This is a genomic window from Prosthecobacter sp. (assembly GCF_046154365.1).
GTDB lineage: Bacteria > Verrucomicrobiota > Verrucomicrobiia > Verrucomicrobiales > Verrucomicrobiaceae > Prosthecobacter.
The window spans coordinates 19,671-44,462 of sequence record NZ_JBJXFV010000141.1 but is presented as its reverse complement, the minus strand read 5'-3'; the positions used below and the strand labels follow the sequence as shown (position 1 = coordinate 44,462).

Annotated in this window: 18 protein-coding genes; 7 read left to right on the top strand and 11 right to left on the bottom strand. The window is 60.1% G+C overall.

What is annotated here, in order from left to right:
• The first annotated feature begins 96 nt into the window (after nt 1-96).
• Nucleotides 97-1,515 (top strand): sulfatase, encoded by a 1,419-nt coding sequence (locus ACKVY0_RS18255; RefSeq protein ID WP_409216265.1) that lies wholly within the window; start codon nt 97-99, stop codon nt 1,513-1,515.
• Between the two features lie 10 nt (nt 1,516-1,525).
• On the opposite strand, the gene ACKVY0_RS18250 is transcribed toward ACKVY0_RS18255, so the two are convergent.
• The gene (locus tag ACKVY0_RS18250; RefSeq protein WP_409216264.1) at nt 1,526-2,017 is read right to left on the bottom strand and encodes a DUF3368 domain-containing protein; all 492 of its coding nucleotides are present in this window, start codon (nt 2,015-2,017) and stop codon (nt 1,526-1,528) included.
• Nucleotides 2,014-2,256 (bottom strand): UPF0175 family protein, encoded by a 243-nt coding sequence (locus ACKVY0_RS18245; RefSeq protein WP_409216263.1) that lies wholly within the window; start codon nt 2,254-2,256, stop codon nt 2,014-2,016. Before ACKVY0_RS18245 ends, ACKVY0_RS18250 begins: the two co-directional genes overlap by 4 nt.
• A gap of 228 nt (nt 2,257-2,484) precedes the next feature.
• Here ACKVY0_RS18245 and ACKVY0_RS18240 point away from each other — a divergent pair, with 228 nt between their 5' ends.
• Complete coding sequence (locus ACKVY0_RS18240; RefSeq protein WP_409216262.1) at nt 2,485-2,904, top strand: hypothetical protein; 420 nt, start codon at nt 2,485-2,487, stop codon at nt 2,902-2,904.
• A gap of 55 nt (nt 2,905-2,959) precedes the next feature.
• Here ACKVY0_RS18240 and ACKVY0_RS18235 read toward each other — a convergent pair whose 3' ends face one another.
• Both ACKVY0_RS18235 and gltB read right to left on the bottom strand, forming a co-directional pair.
• Entirely contained in the window at nt 2,960-4,435 is a 1,476-nt protein-coding gene (locus ACKVY0_RS18235) for a glutamate synthase subunit beta (RefSeq protein WP_409216261.1), read from the bottom strand.
• 57 nt (nt 4,436-4,492) lie between these two features.
• Nucleotides 4,493-9,079 carry a glutamate synthase large subunit gene (gene gltB, locus ACKVY0_RS18230; protein ID WP_409216260.1) on the bottom strand — a complete coding sequence of 1,529 codons (4,587 nt, stop codon included), beginning with the start codon at nt 9,077-9,079 and terminating at the stop codon, nt 4,493-4,495.
• A gap of 169 nt (nt 9,080-9,248) precedes the next feature.
• Between gltB and ACKVY0_RS18225 the strand changes: the two genes are divergently transcribed.
• Both ACKVY0_RS18225 and ACKVY0_RS18220 read left to right on the top strand, forming a co-directional pair.
• Nucleotides 9,249-10,109, top strand: coding sequence for an MBL fold metallo-hydrolase (locus ACKVY0_RS18225; RefSeq protein ID WP_409216259.1), 861 nt, complete (start codon nt 9,249-9,251; stop codon nt 10,107-10,109).
• Nucleotides 10,110-10,113: 4 nt separating this feature from the next.
• Nucleotides 10,114-10,587, top strand: a complete 474-nt coding sequence (locus ACKVY0_RS18220; protein ID WP_409216258.1) for a hypothetical protein — start codon at nt 10,114-10,116, stop codon at nt 10,585-10,587.
• 7 nt (nt 10,588-10,594) lie between these two features.
• Here the strand turns inward: ACKVY0_RS18220 and ACKVY0_RS18215 are convergent, their stop codons facing one another.
• Nucleotides 10,595-11,512 (bottom strand): aldo/keto reductase family oxidoreductase, encoded by a 918-nt coding sequence (locus ACKVY0_RS18215; protein WP_409216257.1) that lies wholly within the window; start codon nt 11,510-11,512, stop codon nt 10,595-10,597.
• 193 nt (nt 11,513-11,705) lie between these two features.
• Nucleotides 11,706-11,978, bottom strand: a complete 273-nt coding sequence (gene rpsT, locus ACKVY0_RS18210) for a 30S ribosomal protein S20 (RefSeq protein ID WP_322280459.1) — start codon at nt 11,976-11,978, stop codon at nt 11,706-11,708.
• Between the two features lie 137 nt (nt 11,979-12,115).
• Here rpsT and ACKVY0_RS18205 point away from each other — a divergent pair, with 137 nt between their 5' ends.
• On the top strand, nt 12,116-12,376 hold the full coding sequence (locus ACKVY0_RS18205) for a hypothetical protein (protein ID WP_409216256.1): 261 nt from the start codon (nt 12,116-12,118) through the stop codon (nt 12,374-12,376).
• Here ACKVY0_RS18205 and ACKVY0_RS18200 read toward each other — a convergent pair.
• A complete protein-coding gene (locus ACKVY0_RS18200) occupies nt 12,350-12,811 on the bottom strand; it encodes a SufE family protein (RefSeq protein WP_409216255.1) in 462 nt (153 codons plus the stop codon). The two genes, ACKVY0_RS18205 and ACKVY0_RS18200, sit on opposite strands and share 27 nt — an antisense overlap.
• A 2-nt stretch (nt 12,812-12,813) precedes the next feature.
• Complete coding sequence (locus ACKVY0_RS18195) at nt 12,814-13,791, bottom strand: PmoA family protein (RefSeq protein WP_409216254.1); 978 nt, start codon at nt 13,789-13,791, stop codon at nt 12,814-12,816.
• A 101-nt stretch (nt 13,792-13,892) separates the two neighbouring features.
• Here ACKVY0_RS18195 and ACKVY0_RS18190 point away from each other — a divergent pair, with 101 nt between their 5' ends.
• The gene (locus ACKVY0_RS18190) at nt 13,893-14,735 is read left to right on the top strand and encodes a sugar phosphate isomerase/epimerase family protein (protein ID WP_409216253.1); all 843 of its coding nucleotides are present in this window, start codon (nt 13,893-13,895) and stop codon (nt 14,733-14,735) included.
• A 203-nt stretch (nt 14,736-14,938) separates the two neighbouring features.
• Here ACKVY0_RS18190 and ACKVY0_RS18185 read toward each other — a convergent pair whose 3' ends face one another.
• The 3 genes from ACKVY0_RS18185 to hisS form a co-directional block, all read right to left on the bottom strand.
• Nucleotides 14,939-20,668: a PVC-type heme-binding CxxCH protein gene (locus tag ACKVY0_RS18185; protein WP_409216252.1), complete on the bottom strand. Its 5,730-nt coding sequence runs from the start codon at nt 20,666-20,668 to the stop codon at nt 14,939-14,941.
• Nucleotides 20,669-20,857: 189 nt separating this feature from the next.
• Nucleotides 20,858-22,264 (bottom strand): AAA family ATPase, encoded by a 1,407-nt coding sequence (locus ACKVY0_RS18180; protein WP_409216251.1) that lies wholly within the window; start codon nt 22,262-22,264, stop codon nt 20,858-20,860.
• Between the two features lie 70 nt (nt 22,265-22,334).
• Nucleotides 22,335-23,624 carry a histidine--tRNA ligase gene (hisS, locus tag ACKVY0_RS18175; protein WP_409216250.1) on the bottom strand — a complete coding sequence of 430 codons (1,290 nt, stop codon included), beginning with the start codon at nt 23,622-23,624 and terminating at the stop codon, nt 22,335-22,337.
• Between the two features lie 92 nt (nt 23,625-23,716).
• Here hisS and recF point away from each other — a divergent pair, with 92 nt between their 5' ends.
• Nucleotides 23,717-24,787, top strand: coding sequence for a DNA replication/repair protein RecF (gene recF, locus ACKVY0_RS18170; RefSeq protein ID WP_409216249.1), 1,071 nt, complete (start codon nt 23,717-23,719; stop codon nt 24,785-24,787).
• The last annotated feature ends 5 nt before the right edge of the window (nt 24,788-24,792 follow it).

The following is a 24,792-nucleotide window of genomic DNA, read 5'->3' as shown; positions in this document are numbered from 1 at the left end:
GTGCGGATGATGCTCGGAATGCCGCCACCTCGCCACAGAAAAACCCGCCGCAGCATTTCGCGCTAAGAAACTGCCCGCAGCCTCTGTTCACGCGTCATGAAACGCCTGCCGCTGCTCCTCTGCCTGTTGTTTGCCACCCTCACACTTCACGCCGCCGATGCGAAGAAGCCCAACGTGCTCTTCATCGCCATCGACGACCTGCGCGACTGGGTGGGCTACCTGCACCACAACGAGCAGACGAAGACGCCGAACATCGACCGCCTCGCGAAGATGGGCACGGCCTTCACCCGCAGCTACTGTGCCGCGCCGGTGTGTAATCCCTCACGGGCGGCGCTGATGAGTGGGATGCGGCCTTCCAAGACGGGCGTGTATGACAACAACGATGACTGGCGTGCGGTGATCCCGGAGGACAAGCCGCTCACGGCGGCGTTTCGCAGGGCCGGTTACTTCGTCTATGGTGCGGGCAAGATTTACCACGGCTCCTATGAACGCCGCAGCGAGTGGGACGACTATTTGGAGAACGAAGGCGGCGGCAAAGCGGAGAAGCAGCTCTCTAAAAACGCGAAGAACGACGGCGTGGGCGGCATCAAGTTCGCGCCGCTGGATTGCGCGGATTCCGATCTGCCCGACTGGAACATCACCAACTACGGCATCGAGCAGCTCGGCAAGGAGCAGGACAAGCCGTTCTTCCTCGCCGTGGGACTGCACAAGCCGCACATGGCCTGGAACGTGCCGCAGAAATGGTATGACATGTTTCCGCTCTCCGACATCAAGCTGCCGCCTTACAAGGAGAACGACCTCGCCGACATCCCGCCCGCCGGCGTGGCAATGGCGCGGCCCGAGGGCGATCACAAGGCCATGCTCGACTCCGGTCGCTGGAAGGAGGCGATTCAGGCTTACCTGGCCGCCATCGCCTACACGGACATGAACATTGGCCGCTTGCTCGATGCCTTCGACAAATCACCGCACAAGGACAACACGATCATCGTCTTCTGGTGCGACCACGGCTGGCACCTTGGTGAGAAGCATCACTGGCGGAAATTTGCGCTATGGGAGGAGTCCACACGCGCTCCGCTGCTGTGGGTGGTGCCAGGATTAACGAAGCCCGGCAGCGTTTGCGAGCGCACGGTCGATTTCATGAGCATCTACCCCACGCTCATGGACGTGTGCGGCATCCCGAAGCCAGCACATCTTGACGGCGTAAGCATCAAGCCCCTCCTCGCCGATCCCGCTGCCGCATGGAGCACGCCCGCGATGACGACCTACAAGTTCAACAACCACGGCGTGCGCAACGAAGGCTGGCGCCACATCCGCTACGCAAACGGCGACGAGGAACTCTACAACGAGGCCACCGACCCCAACGAATGGACGAACCTCGCCAAGGATCCGCAATACAACGGCACCAAGGCCGAACTCGCCAAAGTCATGCCCACCACGAATCACGAGCCGGTGGGCGAGAGCGTGGGCAAGAAAGAACAGAAACGGGAGAAGAAGAAAAAGGCGAAGGCGGAGTGATCACAATCCTTCAAGGAAGCTCTCCCGCTCGTTTCAACGTCGCATGAACCAGAGCCGGCGAGGCACGAAAGCGTCCTTCAACCAGCAGCTTGCGCAGAAGCGGCGCGACCAGCGGGATGTGGCCGTCTTGCTTGGCTCGAACGAGCAACCCCAAGGTGCCGATCACCTGAATGCCGAGGGACGAGGCACAGTCTCTGGCCGCGACCTCATCCAGAAGCACGGCATCCGCCTTGATCGAAAGCGCAAGTGTCAGCGCCTCAGATTCGCCAGTATCCAATCGTGGATCGGACGCTATCTGGGCGGGAATGCCGTTCACCGAAGTGATCTGGCAGAACGCCGGAAGCGTCAGACCCGCAAATCTGCCCGAACTGGCCGCCAGCCGCGCGAATTCACGAGCCACTGCCGCCGGAACATGCACCGCACCGAAAAGACCGACCAGCAGGCCTTCCTGACCGAGAAAGACCAGATTCAAGAGCACGGAAGTGTCCGCGACGACGATCACGCTTTGAGAAGCTGGTCGAGAACGGCGAGGTCGGCATCGAGATCGGACGGCTGGGTGCCGTTGGAGATGCTGCGGGCATGCAACTCGGCTTCAAACGCCTCCAAATCCATGCCAGCCAGCTTTGCAGCCAACCCGCGCGAAATTCCGCGAGATGCGTAAAGCGCGCACGCCAACTCCAAGCGTAATTGATCCTCGCGAAACGCGGCAAGAGCGGGTTCGTCTGGAAGTGTGAGTGTCATGGTGGGAGGCTATCACATTCGTCTTTGGGGCAAAATGGAAAGTTGCCCCTGAAGCTGGGTTTAACCGCCTGTTGCATGAAGGCGTTGAGCCGGTTCGGGATGCTCCCCTGCGACTAACACATGGGCAAGAATGAGCGGAAGAAAAAGGCGAAGCAGGAGTTGCGTTGACTCGGGCATTGCCATTCCGCACATTGTTGGCACCATAAGCATGTGAGAAGGCCTTTGAGAATGATGCTTGCCGCCCTAGCCAGTCTGGCTGTGTTGTTCTATGTATTCATTTACCCGGCATTTGTCCAACCACTCTTGGGCAGGCGTGAGTTCTGCCAGAAGTGGAAAACGAATTTGAAGGACATCTCAAATCCTGACGCGATTCCCTCGATCTGGAGCAATGTCGTTGTTGTTCGTCACTTCAGTGATGGGTGGCTGCTTGCGGCGATTCATCATGGGAGTTGTTGCACAACTGGGAGGGGGCAGTTCAACGCCATGGTGCTGCGAGACAGCAATGGAGAAGAATTCACCTTGGAAAATTGGTCGCCATGTGCGGGGACCAGCGAGGGAATCGCTTCTGAATGGGAAAGACTTATACCCGCCCACAACTTGGAGGAATGCAAACGCTTGCATGCTCAACTGGTGTTGAGGAACCAATGAGAAGCCCAGGGCTCTCGCGAATCTCGGTTTTTTGATTTGAGTCTTTACGAAGCGATCACGGCAGATCCGTCGCGCCCATCAGGTAGCGGTCGCACTCGCGGGCGGCACCACGGCCTTCATTGAAGGCCCAGACGACGAGGGACTGGCCACGACGGCAGTCACCGGCGGCGAAGACGCCGGGGAGGCTGGTGGTGTATTTCTCGTGCTCGGCTTTGATGTTGCTGCGGGAATCGCGCTCGACGTTGAGGGCATCCAGCAGGGGCTGTTCGGGGCCGAGGAAGCCCATGGCGAGCAGGACGAGCTGCGCGGGGAGGACTTTTTCGGTGCCGGGAACCTTCTGTGGGCCGAAGTTGCCTTTGTCGTCCTTCTTCCACTCGACATTGACGACGTGGACGGCTTTGACGTTGCCATCAGCATCGCCTTCGAAGTGGGTGGCCGTGGTGAGATAGACGCGAGGATCGTCGCCAAACTTGGCGGCGGCTTCCTGCTGGCCGTAGTCCATGTTGTAAACCTTGGGCCATTCGGGCCAGGGATTGTTCGCGGCGCGCTTGAGCGGCGGTTTGGCCATGATTTCGAGCTGCGTGATCGTCGTGCAGCCGTGACGCAGGCTGGTGCCAACGCAGTCGGTGCCGGTGTCGCCACCGCCGATGATGACGATGTCTTTGCCCGCAGCGTCTTGAAATGTGCCGCCGTTGAGCACGGACTTGGTGTTCGCAGTGAGGAAGTCCATGGCAAAGTGGATACCCTTCAATTCGCGGCCGGGGATCGGAAGGTCACGCGGCTTGGTGGCTCCGGTAGCGACGATGATGGCGTCGAAGTCTTTGCGGAGCTGCTCGGCGGTGATGTCGGTGCCGACGTTGACGTTGCATTTGAAGATGACACCTTCTTCTTCGAGCAGCTTCACGCGGCGGAGGACGACTTCGTTTTTGTCGAGCTTCATGTTGGGGATGCCATACATGAGGAGGCCGCCGGGACGGTCGGCACGTTCAAACACGGTGACGGTGTGACCAGCTTTGTTGAGCTGGGCAGCGGCGCTGAGGCCTGCGGGGCCGGAGCCGATGATGGCGACTTTTTTGCCAGTGCGCTGTTCAGGCGGCTCGGGCTTCACCCAGCCTTCGTCCCAGCCTTTATCGATGATGCTGACCTCGATGTTCTTGATCGTGACCGGCGGCTCATTGATGCCGAGCACGCAGGAGCCTTCGCACGGAGCGGGGCAGACGCGTCCGGTGAACTCGGGGAAGTTGTTGGTCTTGTGCAGGCGGTCCAAGGCTTCACGCCAGAGCCCGCGATAAACGAGATCGTTCCACTCGGGGATGAGGTTGTTGATCGGGCAGCCCGAGGCCATGCCGCTGATGAGGGTGCCGCTGTGGCAGAACGGAATGCCGCAGTCCATGCAGCGAGAGCCCTGTTTTTTGAGGCCCTCCACGGGCATGTGCAGGTGAAATTCCTTCCAGTCCTTGATACGCTCAAGCGGATCGCGGTCAGCGGGGAGTTCGCGGGTGAATTCGATGAAGCCGGTTGGTTTTCCCATGGTCTAGCAGTGTGAAGAAAGGTGATGTCTGGTGGTTTGTGCCGGGCGGAGTTGATTCTAGCCCCCACCGATGCGGGCGACGTCGCGAGCGTTGGCTTCGAAGGCAGCGTTGAGCGCTTCATCACCGACCAAGCCGTCGTCTTTGGCTTTCTTGAGGGCCTTGAGGACGCGCGCGTAGTCGCGAGGCATCACTTTGACGAACTGCGGCACCGTCTGCTCCCAAAGAGCGATCACCTTGAAGGCTTTCTGGCTCTTGGTGAGGTCGGCGTGCTTCTTCACCAGTTCGTAGAGGCTGTCGATCTCCTCCTTGTCTTCGAGTTTTTGCAGATCGACCATGCCAGCATTGCAGCGGGTGGCGAAGTCGCCTTTCTCGTCGAGCACATAGGCCACACCACCGCTCATGCCTGCGGCGAAGTTACGTCCCGTGACGCCGAGGACGACGACGCGACCACCAGTCATGTATTCGCAGCCGTGGTCGCCCACGCCTTCGACGACGGTGTCCACGCCGCTGTTGCGGACAGCGAAACGCTCGCCCGCCATGCCGCGCAAGAACAACTCGCCGCTCGTCGCGCCATAGAGCGCGGTGTTGCCGGCGATGATGTTGTCTTCGGCGACAAAGGTGCTGCCAGCAGGCGGGTAAACGATGATGCGACCACCGCTGAGGCCCTTGCCGATGTAGTCGTTGCCGTCGCCTTCCAGCTCCAGCGTGACGCCTTTCGGCACGAAGGCGCCGAAGCTCTGACCAGCGCTACCATGGAAGTGCAGGTGCACGGTGTCGTCTGGCAGGCCGTGCCAGTGACGCTTGGTGATCTCGTTGCCGAGGATGGTGCCGACGGTGCGGTTAATGTTGCGGATGTTGACGTCGGCTTTGACCTTCTCGCCCTTCTCGATGGCGTTTTTGCACAGAGGCAGGAGCGTCGTGATGTCGAGGCTCTTGTCGATGCCGTGATCCTGCGCTTCGGAGCAAAAGCGGCCGATTTCAGCACCAACTTTGGGCTGGAAGAGCAGCTTGGAGAAGTCGAGGCCCTTGGCCTTCCAATGATCGACGGCCTTGCGGGCTTCGAGCATGTCAGTGCGGCCGACCATTTCTTCCAGCGTGCGGAAACCGAGCTGGGCCATGAGTTCGCGCACTTCCTGGGCGATGAACGTCATGAAATTGACGGTGTATTGCGGATCACCATTGAACTTAGCGCGCAGTTGCGGGTCCTGCGTGGCGACGCCGACGGGGCAGGTGTTCAGATGGCAGACGCGCATCATGATGCAGCCGAGCGTGACGAGCGGAGCGGTGGCGAAACCAAATTCTTCAGCGCCAAGCAGCGCGGCGATGACGACATCGCGGCCGGTTTTCATCTGGCCGTCCGCTTCGACGACGATGCGCTTGCGCAGGTCGTTGAGGACGAGAGTTTGATGCGTTTCAGCGAGGCCGAGCTCCCATGGGATGCCTGCATGCTTCACGGAGGTCTGCGGGGAGGCACCGGTGCCGCCGTCGAAACCGGAAATGAGCACCACGTCGGAGTGCGCCTTGGCCACACCGGCAGCGATGGTGCCAACGCCGACTTCAGACACGAGTTTCACGCTCACGCGGGCTTCGCGGTTGGCGTTCTTCAAATCGTGGATCAACTGAGCCAAGTCTTCGATGGAATAGATGTCGTGATGCGGTGGTGGTGAGATCAGACCGACACCGGGTGTCGAGTGACGCACCTTGGCGATCCATGGGTAAACCTTGGCACCCGGAAGCTGACCGCCTTCACCAGGCTTCGCGCCCTGGGCCATCTTGATCTGGATTTCCTTGGCCTGAGACAGGTAGAGGCTCGTCACACCGAAGCGGCCGGAAGCGACCTGCTTGATGGCGCTGTTCTTCGAGTCGCCCTTTTCATTGGTCCAGGTGTAGCGCGCTGGGTCTTCACCGCCTTCACCGGTGTTCGACTTGCCGCCGACACGGTTCATGGCGATGGCGAGCGCTTCGTGCGCCTCGCTGGAGATGGAGCCATAGCTCATCGCGCCGGTTTTGAAGCGCTTCATGATCGTTTCGACGCTTTCGACTTCTTCAATCGGCACCGGAGTCACCGACTTGAAGTCGAGCAGGCCGCGCAGCGTGTAGCGCTCCTTGAGCTGTTCATCGACGAGCTTGCTGTATTGCTTGAAGGTGTCGAAGCTGCCTGTGCGGACGGCTTTTTGCAGCGTGTGAATGGTAAGCGGGTTGAACAGGTGGGCTTCACCTTCCTTGCGCCACTGATACTCACCGCCGACGTCGAGCGTGGGCGCATTGGCCTCGCGATCTGGATAGGCGTGATTGTGACGCTGGATGGACTCCTGCGCGATGACGTTGATGTCAGCGCCTTCGATGCGGGTGCTGGTGCTGGTGAAGTATTTGTCCACCACGGCCTGATTGATGCCCACCGCTTCAAAGATCTGCGCGCCGCGATAGCTCTGCATCGTGGAGATGCCGATCTTCGAAGCGACCTTGATCACGCCCTTCGTGGCAGCCTTGATGAAGTTATAAACCGCCTTCTTGTGGTCGATATTCACGAGCATGCCCTGGCGGATCATGTCGTCGAGCGTTTCAAAGGCGAGGTAAGGATTGATCGCGCCGCAGCCGTAGCCGATCAGCGTGCAGAAGTGATGCACTTCGCGGGGTTCGCCGGACTCCAGCACGATGTCGCACTGCGTACGCGTGCCTTTGCGAATCAAATGATGATGCAGACCGCCGACGGCGAGCAGCGCCGGGATAGGCGCCTTGTCCTTGCCGACGCTGCGGTCAGAAAGGATGAGGATGTTTTTGCCCTCGGCGACGAGCTTGTCGGCCTTGGCGCAAAGCTCGTCCATGGCCTTCTCAAGGCCGGTGGTGCCAGCCTTCGGATCGAAGACGATTTCGAGTGTGGCAGAGGAGAACTGACCGTGAGCGATGGTCTTGAGCTTGGCGATCTCTTCGTTGCTGAGGATCGGCGTTTTCAGCTCGATGAGGTGGCAGCTTGCCGGCTTCGGATCGAGCAGATTGCCCTCGGCACCGATGGTGGTGACGGAGGAGGTGATGATCTCCTCACGAATGCAGTCGATGGGCGGATTCGTGACCTGCGCGAAGAGCTGGTGGAAGTAGTCGTAGATGAGCTTCGATTTGTTCGAGAGCACAGCGATGGGCGTATCCGTGCCCATGGAGCCGATGGCCTCAACGCCGTCGCGTGCCATGGGAACCATGAGCATGCGCAGATCTTCAAAGGTGTAGCCAAACGCCTGCTGGCGCTGCAGCACGGTCTTGTGGTCTGCCAGTGGCACATCGACGGCGTCTTTCACGTCAGCCAGCTTCACGAGGTGCTTGTCCAGCCACTCGCGATAGGGCTTCTCGCAGGCGATCTTCTCCTTGATCTCGTCATCCGGCACGATGCGGCCTTCCTCCATGTTCACGATGAACATCTTGCCCGGCTGCAGGCGGCCTTTGAGCGCTACATTTTCAGGAGCCACCGGCAAAACGCCCGCTTCCGAGCCCATGATCACGAGATCGTCCTTGGTGACATAATAACGCGATGGCCGCAGACCATTGCGGTCCAGCGTGGCGCCAATCATCGTGCCATCGGTAAAGGCCACGGACGCAGGACCGTCCCACGGCTCCATGAGGCAGCTGTGGTATTCGTAGAAGGCTTTTTTCGCCTCGCTCATCGACTCATGGCCGCTCCACGGCTCAGGAATCATCATCATCATCGCATGGGGCAGCGAACGACCGCTGAGCACGAGGAGTTCGAGCGAGTTGTCAAAGATGGTCGAGTCAGAGCCATCGGCATTGATCACCGGTTTGATCTTGTGGATGTCAGCGCCAAACAGATCGGAGGCGAAGAGCGATTGCCGCGCATTCATCCAGTTGATGTTGCCACGCAGCGTGTTGATTTCGCCATTGTGGGCGATGTAGCGATACGGGTGCGAGCGCTCCCAGTTCGGGAAGGTGTTCGTCGAGAAACGGGAGTGAACCAGCGCCAGCGCAGACTCAATGTCCGGGTCCTGGAGATCAAGGAAGTAGGCCCCGACCTGATGTGGTGTGAGCATGCCTTTATAGACCAGCGTGCGGCCCGAAAAGCTGGGCGCATACCAAACCGGATCCACCTTGGCCACTCGGATGGCATTGTGAGCCACCTTGCGCAGCACATAAAGCTTCCGCTCAAAGGAAAGATCATCCAGCGCCTTCGCATGACGCTTCACAAACACCTGGCGCACCAGCGGCTCGCTCGCTTTTGCGGACTTGCCCAGTGTCGAATTATCCACGGGCAGTTCACGCCAGCCGATCACCGGCATGCCTTCCGCCGCCGCGACCCTTTCAAATTCCGCCTTCGTTTTCTGCCATGAGTCGCCACCACGAGATGTGAAAACATTCGCCACGCCATACTGGCCCTGCTCAGGCAGTTCAAAGCCCGCCGCCTTGGCAACCTTCACGAGGAACTTGTGCGGTGCCTGGATCAGGATGCCGGCACCATCGCCAGTGTTTTCCTCCACGCAGGCGCCGCGATGGTCCAGGTTTTCCAGGATCGTCAGCGCATCCGAGACGATTTGGTGGGATTTTTTGCCCTTCATATGACACACGAAGCCGACGCCGCAGGCATCATGCTCGTTCTGCGGGTCATACAGTCCTTGTTTCTCTGGGAGTCCGGTATTTGTCATTTGGGTCAAAAGGGGGCCGCATTAAGGCGATTCCATTCCGTAAATCAACCAGCATTCTGCCTGCCAATTTGTCCCTTATTTTACCCCCAGATGGAAGATTCTGGTGCCCCAGGCTGACCGGCCCGTCATCCATCTTGCATCGCCCGGCCCCCGCCGCTAAAACAGGCCCATGGTGCGTCTCACGATTCTTGGCAGCGGCAGTTCGGGAAATTGTGCCGTCATCTCGACGGAACGCACCACCCTGCTGCTGGACGCCGGCCTGAGCGCCAAGCAAATCTGCCTACGCCTCGACGCCTGCGGCTTCTCGCTCGACATGCTCGACGGCATCCTGCTCACCCACGAGCATCAGGACCACACCGGCGGGATCGAGGTGCTGAGCCGGAAGCGCTCGGTGCCGCTGTTTTGCACCGCTTTGACCCAGGAAACCCTCGCGGGCAGCCTCGGCTTCAAAAAAACACCGCCCTGGCGGCTCATGACCACGGGATCGGCCTTCGAGTTTCAGGATCTGCGCATCGAATCTTTCCCCGTGCCGCACGATGCGGTCGATCCGGTCGGGTTTGTCATCGCCGACGAAGAATCCCGTCTCGGCGTGCTCAGCGATGTGGGCTTCGTGACGAACCTGATCAAGGACCGCCTCCGCAACTCCGACAGCCTCTTCATTGAGGCCAATTACGACACGCAACTGCTCGAAAACGACACCAAGCGCCCTTGGGCGACGAAACAACGCATCAGTTCGCGCCACGGCCATCTCTCGAACGAGCAGGCCGCCGAACTCGTCCGCGACGTGGCGCATCCCGGCCTCAGCCACGTCGTGCTCGGCCATTTGAGCGATGATTGCAACGATCCCGCCACCGCCTCGCGCTACATTCGCCAAGCGCTCGATGCCGCCGGTGCCACCGATGCCCGCGTCGTCTGCGCCGAGCGCCACAAGCCGACACCGACGATTGAAGTCGTGCGCCGTCGCAGCAGCGGCACGGTAAGTTTCTGCATGACCTCCACCGAACCTGCCGGGCAACTGGCGCTGTTTTGATCTCATGAACACACGCCTGATCCTTCGCAGCCTCCTGGCGCTCGTATTAGTTGTCGCCCTGTGGTTCGCTTGGTGGGCTTTGGGCCGTTCGCCGGAGGAGCAACTGCGTGTCGCGCAGGTTGAGTTCATCGAGGCCATTCAGGATCGCGACTGGGATGACATTCAGGACTTCTTCGCCGCTGATTACACCGACGCTTACGGCCACAATCGCGAAACGGTGGTGCAAACGCTGAAACAATACATCAGCGGCTTTTTCACGCTCGATGTGAAGACCAGCGACCTCACCGTGCAGGCTGTGAAAGGGCAGGGCGTCGTCAAATTAAAGGCCAAACTCGAAGGCAACGGCACTGCGGTGAGCCAGATGGTGCTCCAGCGCGTGAACCAGATCGAGCAGCCCTGGGTGTTCCACTGGAGCAATCCCGGCCCGTGGCCATGGAACTGGCGGCTGAGCATGGTTCATAACGACGAGATCCGGTGAGCGCCGATCACGGCACGCCGTGACCTTGGGCGGCTTCCCACAGGCCATACCAGTCTTCGCGCTCGAGCTTGATGTCAGCGGCTTTCACCACCGCCTTGATGCGCTCCAGCTTGTTGGTCCCAATAATCGGCAGCGGGCAGGACGGGTGCGCCATGATCCAGGCGTAGGCGAGTTGGTCGAGGGTGGCACCGTCGTATTTGGCGGACAATTCGGCGGCTTTGGCCTGTAGCCGGTCCGCGGCAGGATCGCCCTTCTTCATGAGACGACCCTGCCCCAGCGGCGACCAAGCCATGGGCAGAATGCGGTGGCGCTGGCATTGATCCGCCGTGCCGTCGTAGATCGGGTCCATGTGCAGCAGGCTGAATTCGACCTGATTCGTCACCAGCGGCTGGTCCATGCGTGAGTTCAGCAGTTCAAACTGATGCACGTTGTAGTTCGAGACGCCGGCGCTGCGGATTTTGCCGTCCTTGAGCAGCTTGTTCAGCCCCTCGGCCGTTTCATCAGCGCTGGTGAGCCAGTCGGGCCGGTGTACGAGTAAGAGGTCGATATGATCAATGCCCATGAAGCGCAGCGATTTTTCCGCGCTCTTGATGATGCGTGCGGCGGTGACGTTGTAGTGCGCCACTTTGCGATCAGGGTGGAACTCACACGGCACGTAGATGCCGCATTTGGTCACGATCTCGATCTTGCTGCGGAAGGAGGGGTCCAACTTCAACGCACCGCCAATGGCCTCCTCGACCTTGTAACCGCCGTAAATCTCCGCCGTGTCGAGCGTGGTGATGCCGAGGTCAGCGCAGGCCTTGAATCGGCTCAACAATGCCTGCGGTGTGCAGTTGGCCTTGTCCTCATCATCGAGGATGCGCCAGGTGCCATAGACGAGACGGGAGAATTCAGGACCGTTGGGAGCGATGCGGTGGCGGGTCATGGGAAGATCAATGGAGGAATGGAGAATGGCGGAACTGAAAATGGCAAATGGCCTGAAACGAGTCGCGCGAGGATCGGAAACCATTTTCAGTTTTCCATTCCGCCCTTCTCAGTTTCTCCATTTCGGGAGGGGACTTCACAAAAAAACGGCGCCTCTTATCGAGACGCCGTTCCGAAATCATTCATTGCCTGAATCAGGCGGGCTTGGTCAACGCACCCACTTTGAGCGCCAGACGGCTCTTGAAGCGGGCGGAGGTGTTCTTCTTGATGACGTGGGTCTTGGCGGCTTTGTCGGCAGCGGCGGCGAATTCGCTCAGGCTGGCGGCGGCGGCGGCGGCATCCTTCTTTTCCACGGCGGAGATCACCTTCTTGCGCAGCGTGCGGATGCGGCTTTTCACCGTTTGGTTGTGAGCGGTGCGAACCGTCGTTTTGCGGATGTCTTTTTCTGCGGAGCGGATGTTGGCCATAAAAGGGGCGGGGGGAAAGGGCGGCGAGAATAGGACGCCACCCCCACCCTGTCAAACTGGAATCCTACCCGTGGAAGCTTGGCAGGTTTTGCTTGGCTCCGCCGGTCGAATCCGGTAAAACAACGGCCCTACCACCCATGATCGAAGTTGAAATCTACGCCCCCGGCCTCCGTGCGGAGTCCACCCTGCTCCAGCTCCGCAACCAGCTCGACCATTTCCCCAAGGTCCGCTACAAGATCGACACGCGGCATGACCTCGTCTATTTCGAGATCGACAAGCCCGGCGACATCAACCAGCAGGAGATCCACCAAATCTTCGACGCCATCGACCTCGAACCCCGCTTCGTCGGCCAGATTCCCGAAGAACTGCGCTCAGGACTGACGGAAAGGCTCGTTTGAAGCCACAAGCTGCGCCGCCGCCTGCTTCATGCGGCCCAGCACATAATAGACTGTCTGGCTGCGCAGCCGCACCAGCTCCGCGCCGATGATGCGCGGTACAAAATCCTGCGGCACGTCCAGCACCTCCTGAAGCGTCGAGCCATTCAGCCCACGGCACAGAATGGTCGTCAGTGCCTTCGTCAACGTCTGCACCTTCGGTCCCAGGCTGATCGCAAAGTGAACACGCTCACCGCTTTCCAGCCTCACATGCACGCCCACCGTGTCCGTGCATTCGGCATCCTTCCGCACGTCCTCCAAATCGAACGTTTCACTCTCCTTCGGCGCATGAGCCGCCGAAGCTGCCGCAAGGTCGATCAGATTCTCCCGCCGCTCGCCTTCCGGCAGCGATTCGAAGAAGGCGATCAATTCGTTCAAGGCGGCGGGATAAGCCTGCATGCCTACTTCTTCACCGGTTTCGGCGGATTCAAATCAATCACCGGCATCTCGGTGAATTTTTTCCAGTGCGCCTCGCTCTCCGCCTGCGTCGCCACGCCATCATGCACCCACAGCGCATAGCGCACTCGTAGCTTCTTCTCCTCCGTCACCTCCACCGGCGTGTCCAGGCTCAGGCAGCAGCCCATCCAGCCGTCGTTGCGCACATGGAAGGCCGTCGGGTTGTGCGGATTCATCGGGTGGTTCATCAGCGTGATGCCGCCGAATCCGTCCGCGTCATTGGTGATGCGACCGCTGTAGTCGCACCACCGCGCCGGTTTGCGGAAAATCGCCTCCTCATTGATCTGCCCTTCGGAATTCAAGATGCGCCCGCCGCCATCATGCACACCGATGCTCTTCGCCATCCGCACCGCCACCAAGCCGAAGCCCGTGGCCCCAAACGTCGCCGTCTTGCCCTTCGGCGGCGAAAACTCCAGGTCGATGATCATGAACCAGCTCTTCGCCCCATCCAGCGGCCGGATCTCCGTGCGCCGCACTTCGATGAGCTGGATCGACTTGTCCGCCTCGCTGATCCACTGGTTCACCATCCGCATCGCCGCGAACTCATCCGTGTCTTCATACCCCTCTCGCGACACCTCCACATTCACGATGCGCCCCTGCTTCTTCGCGTAATCACCCCAGAAATCGAGATCGTTGACCATGTTGTGCGTCACCCACACGCTGTTGTGATGCGAATGCGTCAGTGGATCATGTGGATGCCCCATACGCGTCAGGCTCACATCACGCGATGCCCGGATCGGATGCCAGAACGGCCGCATGTCCTGCGGATCAAAGTGCATCGCGGTCAGTTCCCGCCCATCGAGTTGAAACGACGTGATGTGATGCGGCATCGGCACCGCCTGCACGCGCGGAATCGGCTTCGCCGAAGGCAATTGCGCCGAAACAAACGCCACTGAGACAAAAAAGAGGCAGAGAGCTTTCATCACCACCTCAAACGCCGCCCTCCGGCCATTTTCCATTCTCAATTTTCCATTTTCAGTTCTTCCATTCCCGCATCCTCCCGCTACGCTCCCCGCCCTCCACCATGAAGACACTCCTTCTCTCCCTGTTGTTCGCCGCAGCCTCATTCGCGGCCACCATCCCCGACGCCGCCAAAGTCGGCCAGTTCTACGCTGGCTGCCAGGCCTACAGCTTCCGCATGTACAACGTGTTCGAAGCCATCGACAAAACCGCCCAGTGCGGTGGCAAGACCATCGAGTTCTACCCCGGCCAGAAATTCGACGACAAGGCTAAGTGGGATCACAACGCCACCCCTGAGATGATCAACACTGTCATGAAGCACCTCGAAGCCAAAGGCCTCACCGCCGTCGGCTACGGTGTCGTCAAACTCGGCCAGGATGACGCCTCCAACCGCAAGATCTTCGAGTTCTGCAAAACCCTCGGCATCGGCGTCATCGTCACCGAGCCCGATGTCACCGCGCTCGACAAAATCGAAGCCCTCGTGAAGGAATTCGACATCAAGATGGCCATCCACAACCATCCCAAGCGCCCACTCGACCGCGCCTATATGTTCTGGGATCCCAACTACGTTCTCGGCCTCGTCAAAGATCGCGACCCCCGCATGGGCGCCTGCGCCGACGTCGGCCACTGGGTCCGCAGCAGCCTCAATCCCGTCGATTGCATCAAGATCCTCAAAGGCCGCATCTTCGACAGCCACATGAAGGACCTCACCGAATTCGGCAATCCCAAAGCCCACGACCTCCCCTTCGGCACCGGCAAGAGCGACATCCCCGCCATCCTCGCCGAATACCACGCCCAAGGCTACCCCGGCCCCCTCCACTGCGAATACGAGCACAACTGGGAAACCAGCGTGCCCGAGATCACCCAGTGCCTTGAGTTCGTGAAGAACTGGAAGCCAGCGCAGTAATCGTCAGCACATCACCAAGGAGAGCGGGGCCTTACAGGCCCCGCTTTTTTGTGCCCATTCACCCCGGCGCGATGTTTCGCTCAAGAAGCACCGCAAAATGGAGCGCGAGTGTGTCGAAGACCACTCGCCACTTTCAACTCCCAACGTCAACGCAAGACCTCAAAACAGGCGAGTAGGCTTCGCCATACTCGCGCTCCGTCCCATCACCGCGCCACCTTCAAATACGCGATCAAATCCGCCAGCGACTGCGGTGTCATCACCGCCTCCAAGCCCTCTGGCATCAACGACGTACCCGTGCTCTTCAAACTCGCAACATCACTCCGCAGGACCGACCGCGTCACATTCCCCGCCATCTTCAGCGTCATACTCGCGCTCGTCTCCGTCGCGATCACGCCATAGAGCTGCTCGCCATTTTTGAGCGCACAATGATACGCCATGAACCCCGGCTCGATGATCGCACTCGGGTCCAGGATCGAGTTGAGCAGCTTCTCCGCATCATGCTGCACCACGCTGCGCAGATCGGGACCGAGTTCGAGGCCCACGCCATCCAGCTTGTGACAACTGATGCACACACTCGCGAAAACGGTCTTCCCGCGTGCTGCATCCCCCTTCATCCCCAGCGCAGGTTTGAACTTCTCAACCACCGCCGCCCGCGTCGCACTCACCGAGTCCGCAAACACCTTCTCCGCCGTCTGCGCGATGTTTTTCTTCGGATGCTTGACCAACCGCGCTCGCGTCGCCGCATCACAAGCCTTCGCCTCAGGGCGTTTGAGCAGGGCCAAAGTCCACGCATCGTTCGAGAGCAGCGTTTCGAGGATCTGCACACGCAGCGCCGGCGTGCGCTGGTCCCAGCCTTCGAGCAAAAACTGCTCGCCGCCCTTCGGTTGCAGCTTTGAGACGAGTCGCAGCACCTCCGTAGGCGCAGTCGCCAGACTGCGGGAGTCCGACGTGTTCGCGGTGCCGTCCGTCCGCACTTTGGCAAGTGCGCCTACATCGACGCTCTTCGCCCAAAGCTCTGGCAGCATCCCCTTCACCATCTCCCGATGCTCGCGATCCGAGGCCAGCAGCGCCAGTTCCGCCATCGGCGGAGCCTCCTTCGCCGTTTTGACCACCACCGCTGCCTTCGCCAGCATGTCCGCCATCCTCTTCAATCCCGCCTGTGCCTCCGGTGAACTCACCTGCTTCGTGAATTGAGCCAGCGAGAGGTCTTTTTCGTCGAGGACGCCCAAAAGCTCCGCGATGCCAGCCGGGCCTTCGAGTCGCGCCACCAGGGCCGCAATGGCTTTTTCATTCTTCACCGCCAACGCACAGCGAAACAACATCCCGGCCGATTTCTCATCCGCCCGCCCACAAACCCGCTCCAAATGCGGCAGCACCGAACTCAACGCCGCGCCTTGCAACGCTGAACCCGCCGGAGCTGCATTCAAAAGCTCCGCCAGCAAATCCGCCGCCCAATCAAACTTCAGCTCACCAAGCGAGCACGCCAGTTGCAGCCGCACCTTCTCGTCCTTGTCGTTCACGAGCTTTGCGAACGCCTTTTGGAGTGGCGACGACTCGTCGCCCTCCCATGTCAATCGCTCCGCCATCTGAAGCGCCTGCTCACGCACTCGGGGTGTTTCATTGCCGAGCAGCTTCAAACACGTTGCCGTTGGCAGTTTGCCCATCGCAAGCAACGTCCACGCCGTCTGTGCTCTCGCGGTGTCTTCCTTGAAGTCCACGAACTCTTTAATAGGCAACATCTTGCCCCACATCGTCAACATCTGCGCCTTGTCACGCTGCCAGCCATTCGGACACCACAAAGTAGTGCGGAGTCCGTCACGTTCCGGCGGAGTCTTGGCGAGCTGAAGCTCGGCACTACTTTTCTTCACCACCCGCCAAATCCTCCCCTTTTCGTCCCCTTCACGGTAATGCGGCAGGAACTCCTCTTTCCCATTCTGCGGCAGCCACTGCGGGTGCTCGATCATGTAGCGATACATGTCGGCGACCCACAGCGCGCCATCGGGGCCGGTGCGGACCATGACGGGGCGGCACCAGCGGTCTTCGCTTGCGAGGAAGTCATGGTAGCCATCACCGCTCCGCGTGATGAGCTGAGCGTTATCTTTGCTCGCCGCGTTCCCGCTTTTCAACGCCGCTTGCTCATCTCGCGGAGCGAGATGGCTACTATCCGGCACCGCCTTGAACGTCACGCCATCATCCTCCAGCACATGATGCTGCACGACGTTGTGAAACGGCTCGCAGGTAAAAGCATGCGTCTTCCCATCATCAAACAGCACGCGATCCCGATACACCTCAATGCCGCAGGCGCTGGTGAAGCGTCCGGCCTGGTCGAAGCTGTGAAAGCGCTTCTCCATGCTGCTGGCGGGATACACGGGCGGATTCCGCGGGAAGAGCTGATGGATCGGGTCCGGCGGGATGACGTGCGGATTGCGGCGCAGGTAGTGATCCTGCAAAACGTAGTGCCAGAGCGGAAAACTGTTCTGCACGCCGAACCAGTGACCCCAGTCATCGCGGGCGCGACCGAACTGCGAGGGGCCGGTCTGCGGATCAAACTCGCCGGTGTCCGGCTTGAAGCGGAAATCGCGGCTGCCGAGGTCGATCTTCTCGCTGGTGAGCTTGCACTCGATGAGTGTGCCTTTGTTGTAGCCAGCGTTGTGAGCACCCGCAGCGCAATACACCCAGCCGTCCATGCCCCAGCGCAGGCCATTCACGCGTAGCTGCTGGTTCCCCGTGCTGAAGCCGGTGTAGAGCACCTTCTTCCTGCCATCGGGCGAAATGAAAAAGATGTCCGGCGCGGCGGTGACGATGACGCCTTCGCGCCAGGTCAAGATGCCGGTGGGATAGCTCAAGTCGCTGACGATGACGTGGCGCTTGTCGTAGCGGCCATCGTGGTCGGTGTCCTCCAGTCGCACGGCGCGTCCGCCGGCCTTGCCATTGCCATCCATGCCGAGCGGGTAGTCCGCCATCTCGATGACCCACAGGCGGCCCTGCTCATCCCAATCAAACGCGACCGGATCGAGCACCACCGGCTCCGCCGCGACGAGTTCGATGCGATAACCCTCGCGCACATGCCACTTCTTCGCGGATTCTTCGGGGGAGAGGGGTGGCGTTGCCGTTGGCACTTTCTTCGGCGCGCCAGCGTCCTGGAGTGCGGTGGCAGAGATGCCGGGGCCACCCGGCATCGGCGACACCGCTTTCGTTGGCTGACCGGCGTTCGAAGACTTACCCGCCGTCGAAAGCGGTGTGGCGCTATCGCTTCCCACCGCACTCCACGACGCTGCCGCGCCATCGACAACCACATCCGAAAAGTCACCTTCCAGCGGCGCGAAGTCATCGCAGCGTTTGCCAAAGAACAATTCCTTCGCGCCGGGCGCGGTGACGGGCAGTTCGGCGTCGATCTCCAGCTTGCCATTGAGCGTCACCTTCACGCGTGAGCCGAGGCGTTCCAGTTTCACGTCATTCCACGTGCCCGGCTCAATGACCGTCGTGCCGCGCACGATTTGCGAGGCCGCATTGCCATTAAAGACAAACAACCGGCCCGGCGACGAGTCCTTGTAGTTCCCGCCGATGCCGAGGTGATCGCCCGGCGCTTGATGATCGCCCTTCGGCCCGCGCGAGATGAGGTAGGCGGTCACGGCGCTGACGTTGTTGGCCTTTGTGTTCTTGAAGCGCATCGACGCGGACCAGTTTTCCGAGTGTGGTGCAGTCCTCTGGACTGCGTCTTTCTGAGCAGCCGAGACGGCTGCACCACGCTTCTTCCGCTCCGCCCGCGAAACGGCCCGCTTCGCATTCTCCTCGCCCACTTTCGAGATGTTCCAAAGCTTCGCGATGAGCGAGGGCGCAATCACCCCCTTCCAAATCGTAATCTCGTCTAACCGGCCTTCAAGACCCTGGCCGAAGACCACCTTGTTCCCCCCTTTTTCGCCCTTTCGAGACAAGACGGGCTTTTCACTGCCATCAAGATGCACCCGCACGTTTTCGCCATCACGGATGAGCACGGCGAAATGCCAGTCGTCGGCAAACAATCCTTCTTTCGTTTCTTCACCGCCCAGTTTAAGCCGCACTCGATGCTGGCCATCCTGATGTGTTTTCAAGCTGTTGCCCAGCACGTTGATTAGTTCACCGGAGCGGTCACTGGCACCGCTTTCGTGACCGAGCCAGAACCAAACAGCGATGGAGGCTTGAGGTCCTAGTTCCAAATTCGAAGTTTCAAGATGTCCTCCGGCCAGATGAATGGAGCGGTTGACGCCAAAATGATCGGAGAACTCAGACTGTTTTAGCTCCGACTCCTGATCGTAGCCTAAACCGACTCCGACACCTGGCAGGAAAGGGGCCATTCGCCCGACACCGTTGAGACATGCTCCAGATTTTCTAAAGCTAATCTCTTCGGAATTAAATGATGCGGTGCGAAACACTGCACTTGCATCTGCTTTGTCGGAAAGATGTGATGCTAGGGTGCTCCAATTAAGTGACCAATGACCGAGCACACCGGCTGATCCAATTGCACGCAGGTATGGAGATCCATAAACAATTGTTTTTCTCGCGGGCTTGTAATTCAAGTCGGCGTAGCAAAGCTGCAACAGATCCACCATTTTGGATTCTGCCTCCTCCTCCAAACCAGCAGTGCGAGCAGGCCAGGTCGTGTAGCCACCCAAATCATGCTGTTCTAGCGGCGGAATATACCCTTCGGCTCCATTCGCTAATTCGATATTAAAGTGAAGTCGAAGTGGCGACGCAGCTCTCAACTTCAACCCCGTGATCGCATACACCTCGTTCGGCAGCGTGGCGATGCTCAGATCGCCAATCCGAATCGCTTGGAGCTTCACGCTGGTCTTTTGCCGCTCGTGGAGGATCAGCGCCTCTCGCGCATAGACTTCCTCTTTGTTCTTCGGCACATCGTTTTCGATCTTCGCGGCGACGGGACGTGCCCAGGCGAGGCGTTTTTCGTCGGGGACGCGGTAGTTGAGCTCGAGCGTCTTTTCGATCATGCCTAGCGGGGCGTGATCGACATACGTCACGGTTTGCAGGGCCTTCATGGCGCTGGCGGCGACCTCGGAGGCGTAGTGGTCGATGGTGATGGTCTTTTTCTCCGCGCCGTAGTCCATCCACATCTGGTCGCCGCTGGTGCCCTGGCTCATGGCGCAGACGAAGGGGCCGTTGCCCTCGCCCTGCTGGCCCATTTTCGCGGCGAGGTGTTTGCAGAAAAGGCCGAAGTAGTCGGCGGAGACTGGCGAGGTGCCAAAGTAGTGCTGCGAGTAGTTCGCGAGCACGCCGAGCGGTTTGCCATCGAGCGTTTGCAGCGCGATGACGCTGAGCTGCGGATCCACCGGGCCGCTTGGTCCGACGACGTCCTTGCTAAGATAGCCGGGGTGCATGTTCGCGCGGCCCGTGGGCTGGCCGAAGGGATCGACGACCTCCTTGCCCGGCAGGCGAATCCAGCGGCGGTTGTGCGTGTGCTCCCAGTCGTCGTAGCTGCCCCAGCCGATGCGGGCCGGTTGCAGCGCCGCATTCGCCGCCACGATGGCCGCGGCGATCTTTGGCGTGAGGAATTTGGCATACACAGTGTCCTTCCGCGTGCCGAGGCAGCCCATCGCCGCCGGCGCGGAGTGCGTGTGCGTGGCGCTGACCATCATGCGGTCCACCGGGATGCCGCACTGCTTTGACGCGATGCCTTTGGCCTCATCAATGAGCGCCTGCTCCATCATGCACGTGTCCACGATGGCGAAGGCGATCTTCATCTTCCCGTCATCGAGCACAAAACTGCGTACGAAGAGCTTGTCGGCGAGCTTTTCGCCCCGTCCTTCGAGAAACCCGCCCGCGATGATGCGCGGGAACTCCGTTGGTGAAACGTCGATGGCAGCGACCCCGGCACGGAAGGCAGGTTGAGCTGCTGCGATGCTGATGAAGAGGAAAAGAGAGAGAATGGCCTGTTTCATGTGCTTCGGTTCAAACGAGAGGTTGGGCCACTTTCCTTTCCAATTCATTGAACCGCCGAGGATGGACAAACGCAGAGAAATCCATTCTTTCTTCGCATCAAATCTCTGCGACCGTGCATTCTCTGCGGTTTAAAACGCAAAACGATTTTCTTCCTATAACGCTAAAAAAAAGATGTTATAGGAAGAAAATCACTTCATGAGTTCCGAGGCTTGAAGGATGCGGAAAAAGTAGCCCGAGGCCTCCACTTCCCTCGAAACAGGGCCATCCACGACCAGAACGGGCTGGATGGTGCGGCCGGGAAACTCGGCGCGGAGCACCTCGGCCTTTCGCTCCACCTCCTGGATGATGGCACAGCCGATCGGCGCGGTTTGGCGCTTCATTTCGCAGAGGGTGATGACCTTGTCGTCACGGTCATAGGCGAGGTCGATCTGCACCCCGGCGATGCCTTTGCGCGGAGCGCGGAACCAGGGGCCGGAGTCGTAGTGGATGGAGCCAAACCCGAGAATCTGCGCGAGGTGATCGCCGTGACGCATGCAGACGAGTTCAAAGGCACGGCCCATCCAGGAGCGGAAGGCTCCGGTCTGGCGGATGGCGTTGAAAAGATCGCGCCGGGTGCCTTCGCGGATTTGCTTGAGGCGGGTGCGCATGAAGGCGTGGTAAAAGCTGATCCAGGGATCGCTGAGGTGGTAGCGCAGCAGCCGTGTCTCGTGGCCTTTGTCGAACGGGCGCTGCGAGGAGATGAAGCCGGCGGCCTCCAAGTCGTAGAGGCGCTGGGTGAGCATGCCGCCCTCGTCAACGCCTGCCGCAGCGGCGAGGGCGCGGCGGGTCAGGCCGTAAGGCGCGGCGGCGAGGGCGCGGATGAGGCGCTGGAACTCGTCATTCCAGCCGAAGTGGCTGGTGAAGATGCGCTGGTATTCCTCCACGAAGTAGCCGTGCGCACGAAAGGCCTCGTCGTTCATGCCTTGGGCGATGGAGGAGCCGCTGGAGAGCAGCTCGAGGTATTTGGGCACGCCGCCGGTGAAGCATTGCGCGTCGAGGATTTCCTGCGTGCCGCGTTTGGGCAGCATGCGGGCGGTTTCGGCAAGGTGAAAGCCTTGCAGGTGGACGGTGACGTCGATGCGGCCGTAAAAGGCGCTGGAGTTCAGCACCTTGGTCGTCATGAAGGAGGCGATGGAGCCGCAGAGGATGAGTGTGCGGCCGGGTTTGCGGCCCAGCCGTGTCTCCCAGACCATCTTCAAAGTGGAGACGAGTTCCTGGCGGTAATTGGCGAGCCATTGGAATTCATCGAGCACGATGACCATGCGCCGGCTGGCGAGCGCTTTGTCCAACTCCATGAGCGCGGTCTGCCAAGTGGTTACCTGCGGCAGTTTGCGGCGGAGCTGGCGTGAGGCTTGATCGAGGAAACTGGCGATCTGCGCCTGGGTGGTTTGATTTTCGAGCCCCTCAATGAAGAGCGCAGGCTCACGCCCGATGGCCTGGCGAATGAGCGCGGTCTTGCCGATGCGGCGGCGACCATAAACAAGCGCAATTTTCGGTGCGCGGGCCTCAATGGCACCACGCAAACGGGCTGTTTCTTCGCTTCGACCGATGAACATAATTTTCTTCCTATAACGCGAAAAAAATACGTTATAGGAAGAAAATCGTCGAGAACGATTTTCCGACAAATCAGGCGATCAGCGGCCCGACAGCGGGCTCTGCGAGCATTTTTCGCACTTCATCGACGAGGCTGGCCACGGGCACGGAAGTCTGCGATCGCGCGACGAGATTCTTCACGATGACCTCGGGGAATTCAGCGCCGAAGACGATGGCGAAGCGGGCTTTGCGGTCTTCGGCGGCCTGGAACTGCTTGCCGACTTTTTGCGAGCCGAAGCTGTAGTCGATGCGGATGCCTGCGGCGCGAAGAGACTGCACAGCGGCGAGAGCATGCGGGCGCTGGGCTTCATCGGCAACGACGACATAGGCGTCGATGCTGCTGGCGGCGAGGAGGGCGCTGGTGAGCTTCATTTGCGCGCCGGGCGTGCGCTTGAGGAGGATGCCGAGCACGACATCGCCCATGGCGAAGCCTGCGGCGGGCATATCGACGCCGCCGTCGCTCATGAGCGCGCAGAGTTTGTCGTAGCTGCCGCCGCCGGCGAGGGCGCGGAGGCCGTGCTTGAGATCGAAGACTTCGAACACCGTCCCGGTGTAGTAGGCGAGCCCGCGGACGATCGTGGCGTCGATCTTGATGAAGGACCAGAGGCCGCGTGCGGTGAGGTTTTCACGCAAAGCGGCAAAGGCGGGATGATTCTCATCAGTCGAGGCCATGAAGGCACGCACCTCGGCGAGCGAGAGGCCGATGGCGGCGAGTTTCTTCTCTGTCTCTTCGGGGCGAGCACGTTCGATCTTGTCGATGATGCTCAAGAAGGTTGTGGAGTGCTCAGGCTCGATGTTTTTCTCCGCGAGGAAGGTGTTCCAGATTTCGCGATTACTGAGGCGGATGATGAAGTCATCGGCGCTGACGCCGAATTCGCGCATCGTGTCGATGGCGAGTGCGATCAGTTCGGCGGAAGTTGCGGGCGAGGAGTCGCCGAGGATGTCGGCGTTGAACTGGATGAACTCGCGGCCACGGCCTTCCTGCGGTTCTTCGTAGCGGAAGCAGGGGCCGATTTGAAACCACTTGATGGGCTTTTTGAAGTCACGCTGACGCGCGGTGGCCATGCGTGCGAGCGAAGGCGTGACTTCGGGGCGCAGGGAGATCTCGCGCTTGGCCTTGTCCAGGAAGCAGTAAAGCTGATTGGTGATTTCATCGCCGCTTTTTTTGCGGTAGAGGTCGGTGCTTTCGACGAGAGGGCCCTCATATTCCATGAAGCCGTAGCGGCGTGCGACGGCGCGCCAGGTGTCGAAGATGTAATTGCGCCGGGCGCATTCTTCGGGGAAGAAATCGCGGAAGCCTTTGACGGTTTGGAAGGTGGGCATGGGAGGGGCGGGGATTGAGCGTTAATGAGGCGGGGCATGCAACACAACTTTTTGCGTTCCTCGCGGCATTTTGCGGCTATGGAGATGCTCTGATGCTGTCTGAACTCGCCCTGCGTGATTTTCGCTGCTTTGCCGAGGCAAGGCTGGAACTGCATGCCGACACGACGGTGCTGATCGGGCGCAATGCGCAGGGCAAGACCTCCTTGATGGAGGCGGCGTGCGTGCTGCTGCGGCTGCAGTCGCCACGCACATCGAGTCGCGCGGAACTGGTGCGCTTTGGCGCAGCAACCTGCCTGATCGAAGGCGTGTGGCATGGCAAAAAGCTGCGTCATACGCAGTCGGCCAGCGCTAGGCGCATGGCGGTGGATGGGGCGACGTGCGGCAAGGCGGCGGACTATCTTGCCGCATCGGGCGTGGTGGTGTGGATGGATCATCGCGATATGAACCTATTGCGCGGTGGCGCGGAGCATCGGCGGCGTTTTTTGGACTTCGCGGCGAGCCAGATGTTTCCTGACTACCTGCATGCGTTGCGCGGCTATGAGCGGGCGCTGCGCGGCAGAAATTATGTGTTGAAGCGTGATGCGGTGATTGCGTGGAAGCAGGCGGATGCGTTTGCGCATGTGATGGACGGCTTCGCGCAAGTGCTGTGGCAGCGGCGTGCGGAGCTGTGCGCCGCCTTGCAGCCGGAGGTGATGATCGCGCATGCGAAGCTGAGTGATGGTGTTGAAAATGCGCGCATCGATTTCACACGCACAGGTGATGGGGCGCTGCATTTGTTTGAGGCGCTGCTGGCGATGCGTGATGAAGAAGCGCGCACGCGCTCGACAGCCTTTGGCCCGCACCGTGATGACATTGCGCTGCGATTGAACGATCTCGATGCGACGACATTTGCCTCCGAAGGGCAGCAGCGCTCGTTGGCATTGTCGATGAAGCTCGCGCAGGCCCAAGTGCTGGAAAAAGCACGGGACGCAGCGCCGCTGCTGCTAATTGATGATGTGTTTGGAGAGCTGGATGCGCACCGGCGGCGGGCGTTGCTGGCCTGTTTGCCGCCTGGAACCCAAAAAATCATCACGACGACGAATCTCGACTGGGCCGACGCGGAGCAGATGAGCGGCATGGTTTATCGGGTCGAGCACGGGGCGTTGGTGCGTGAGCAGGGGTGAAAAAA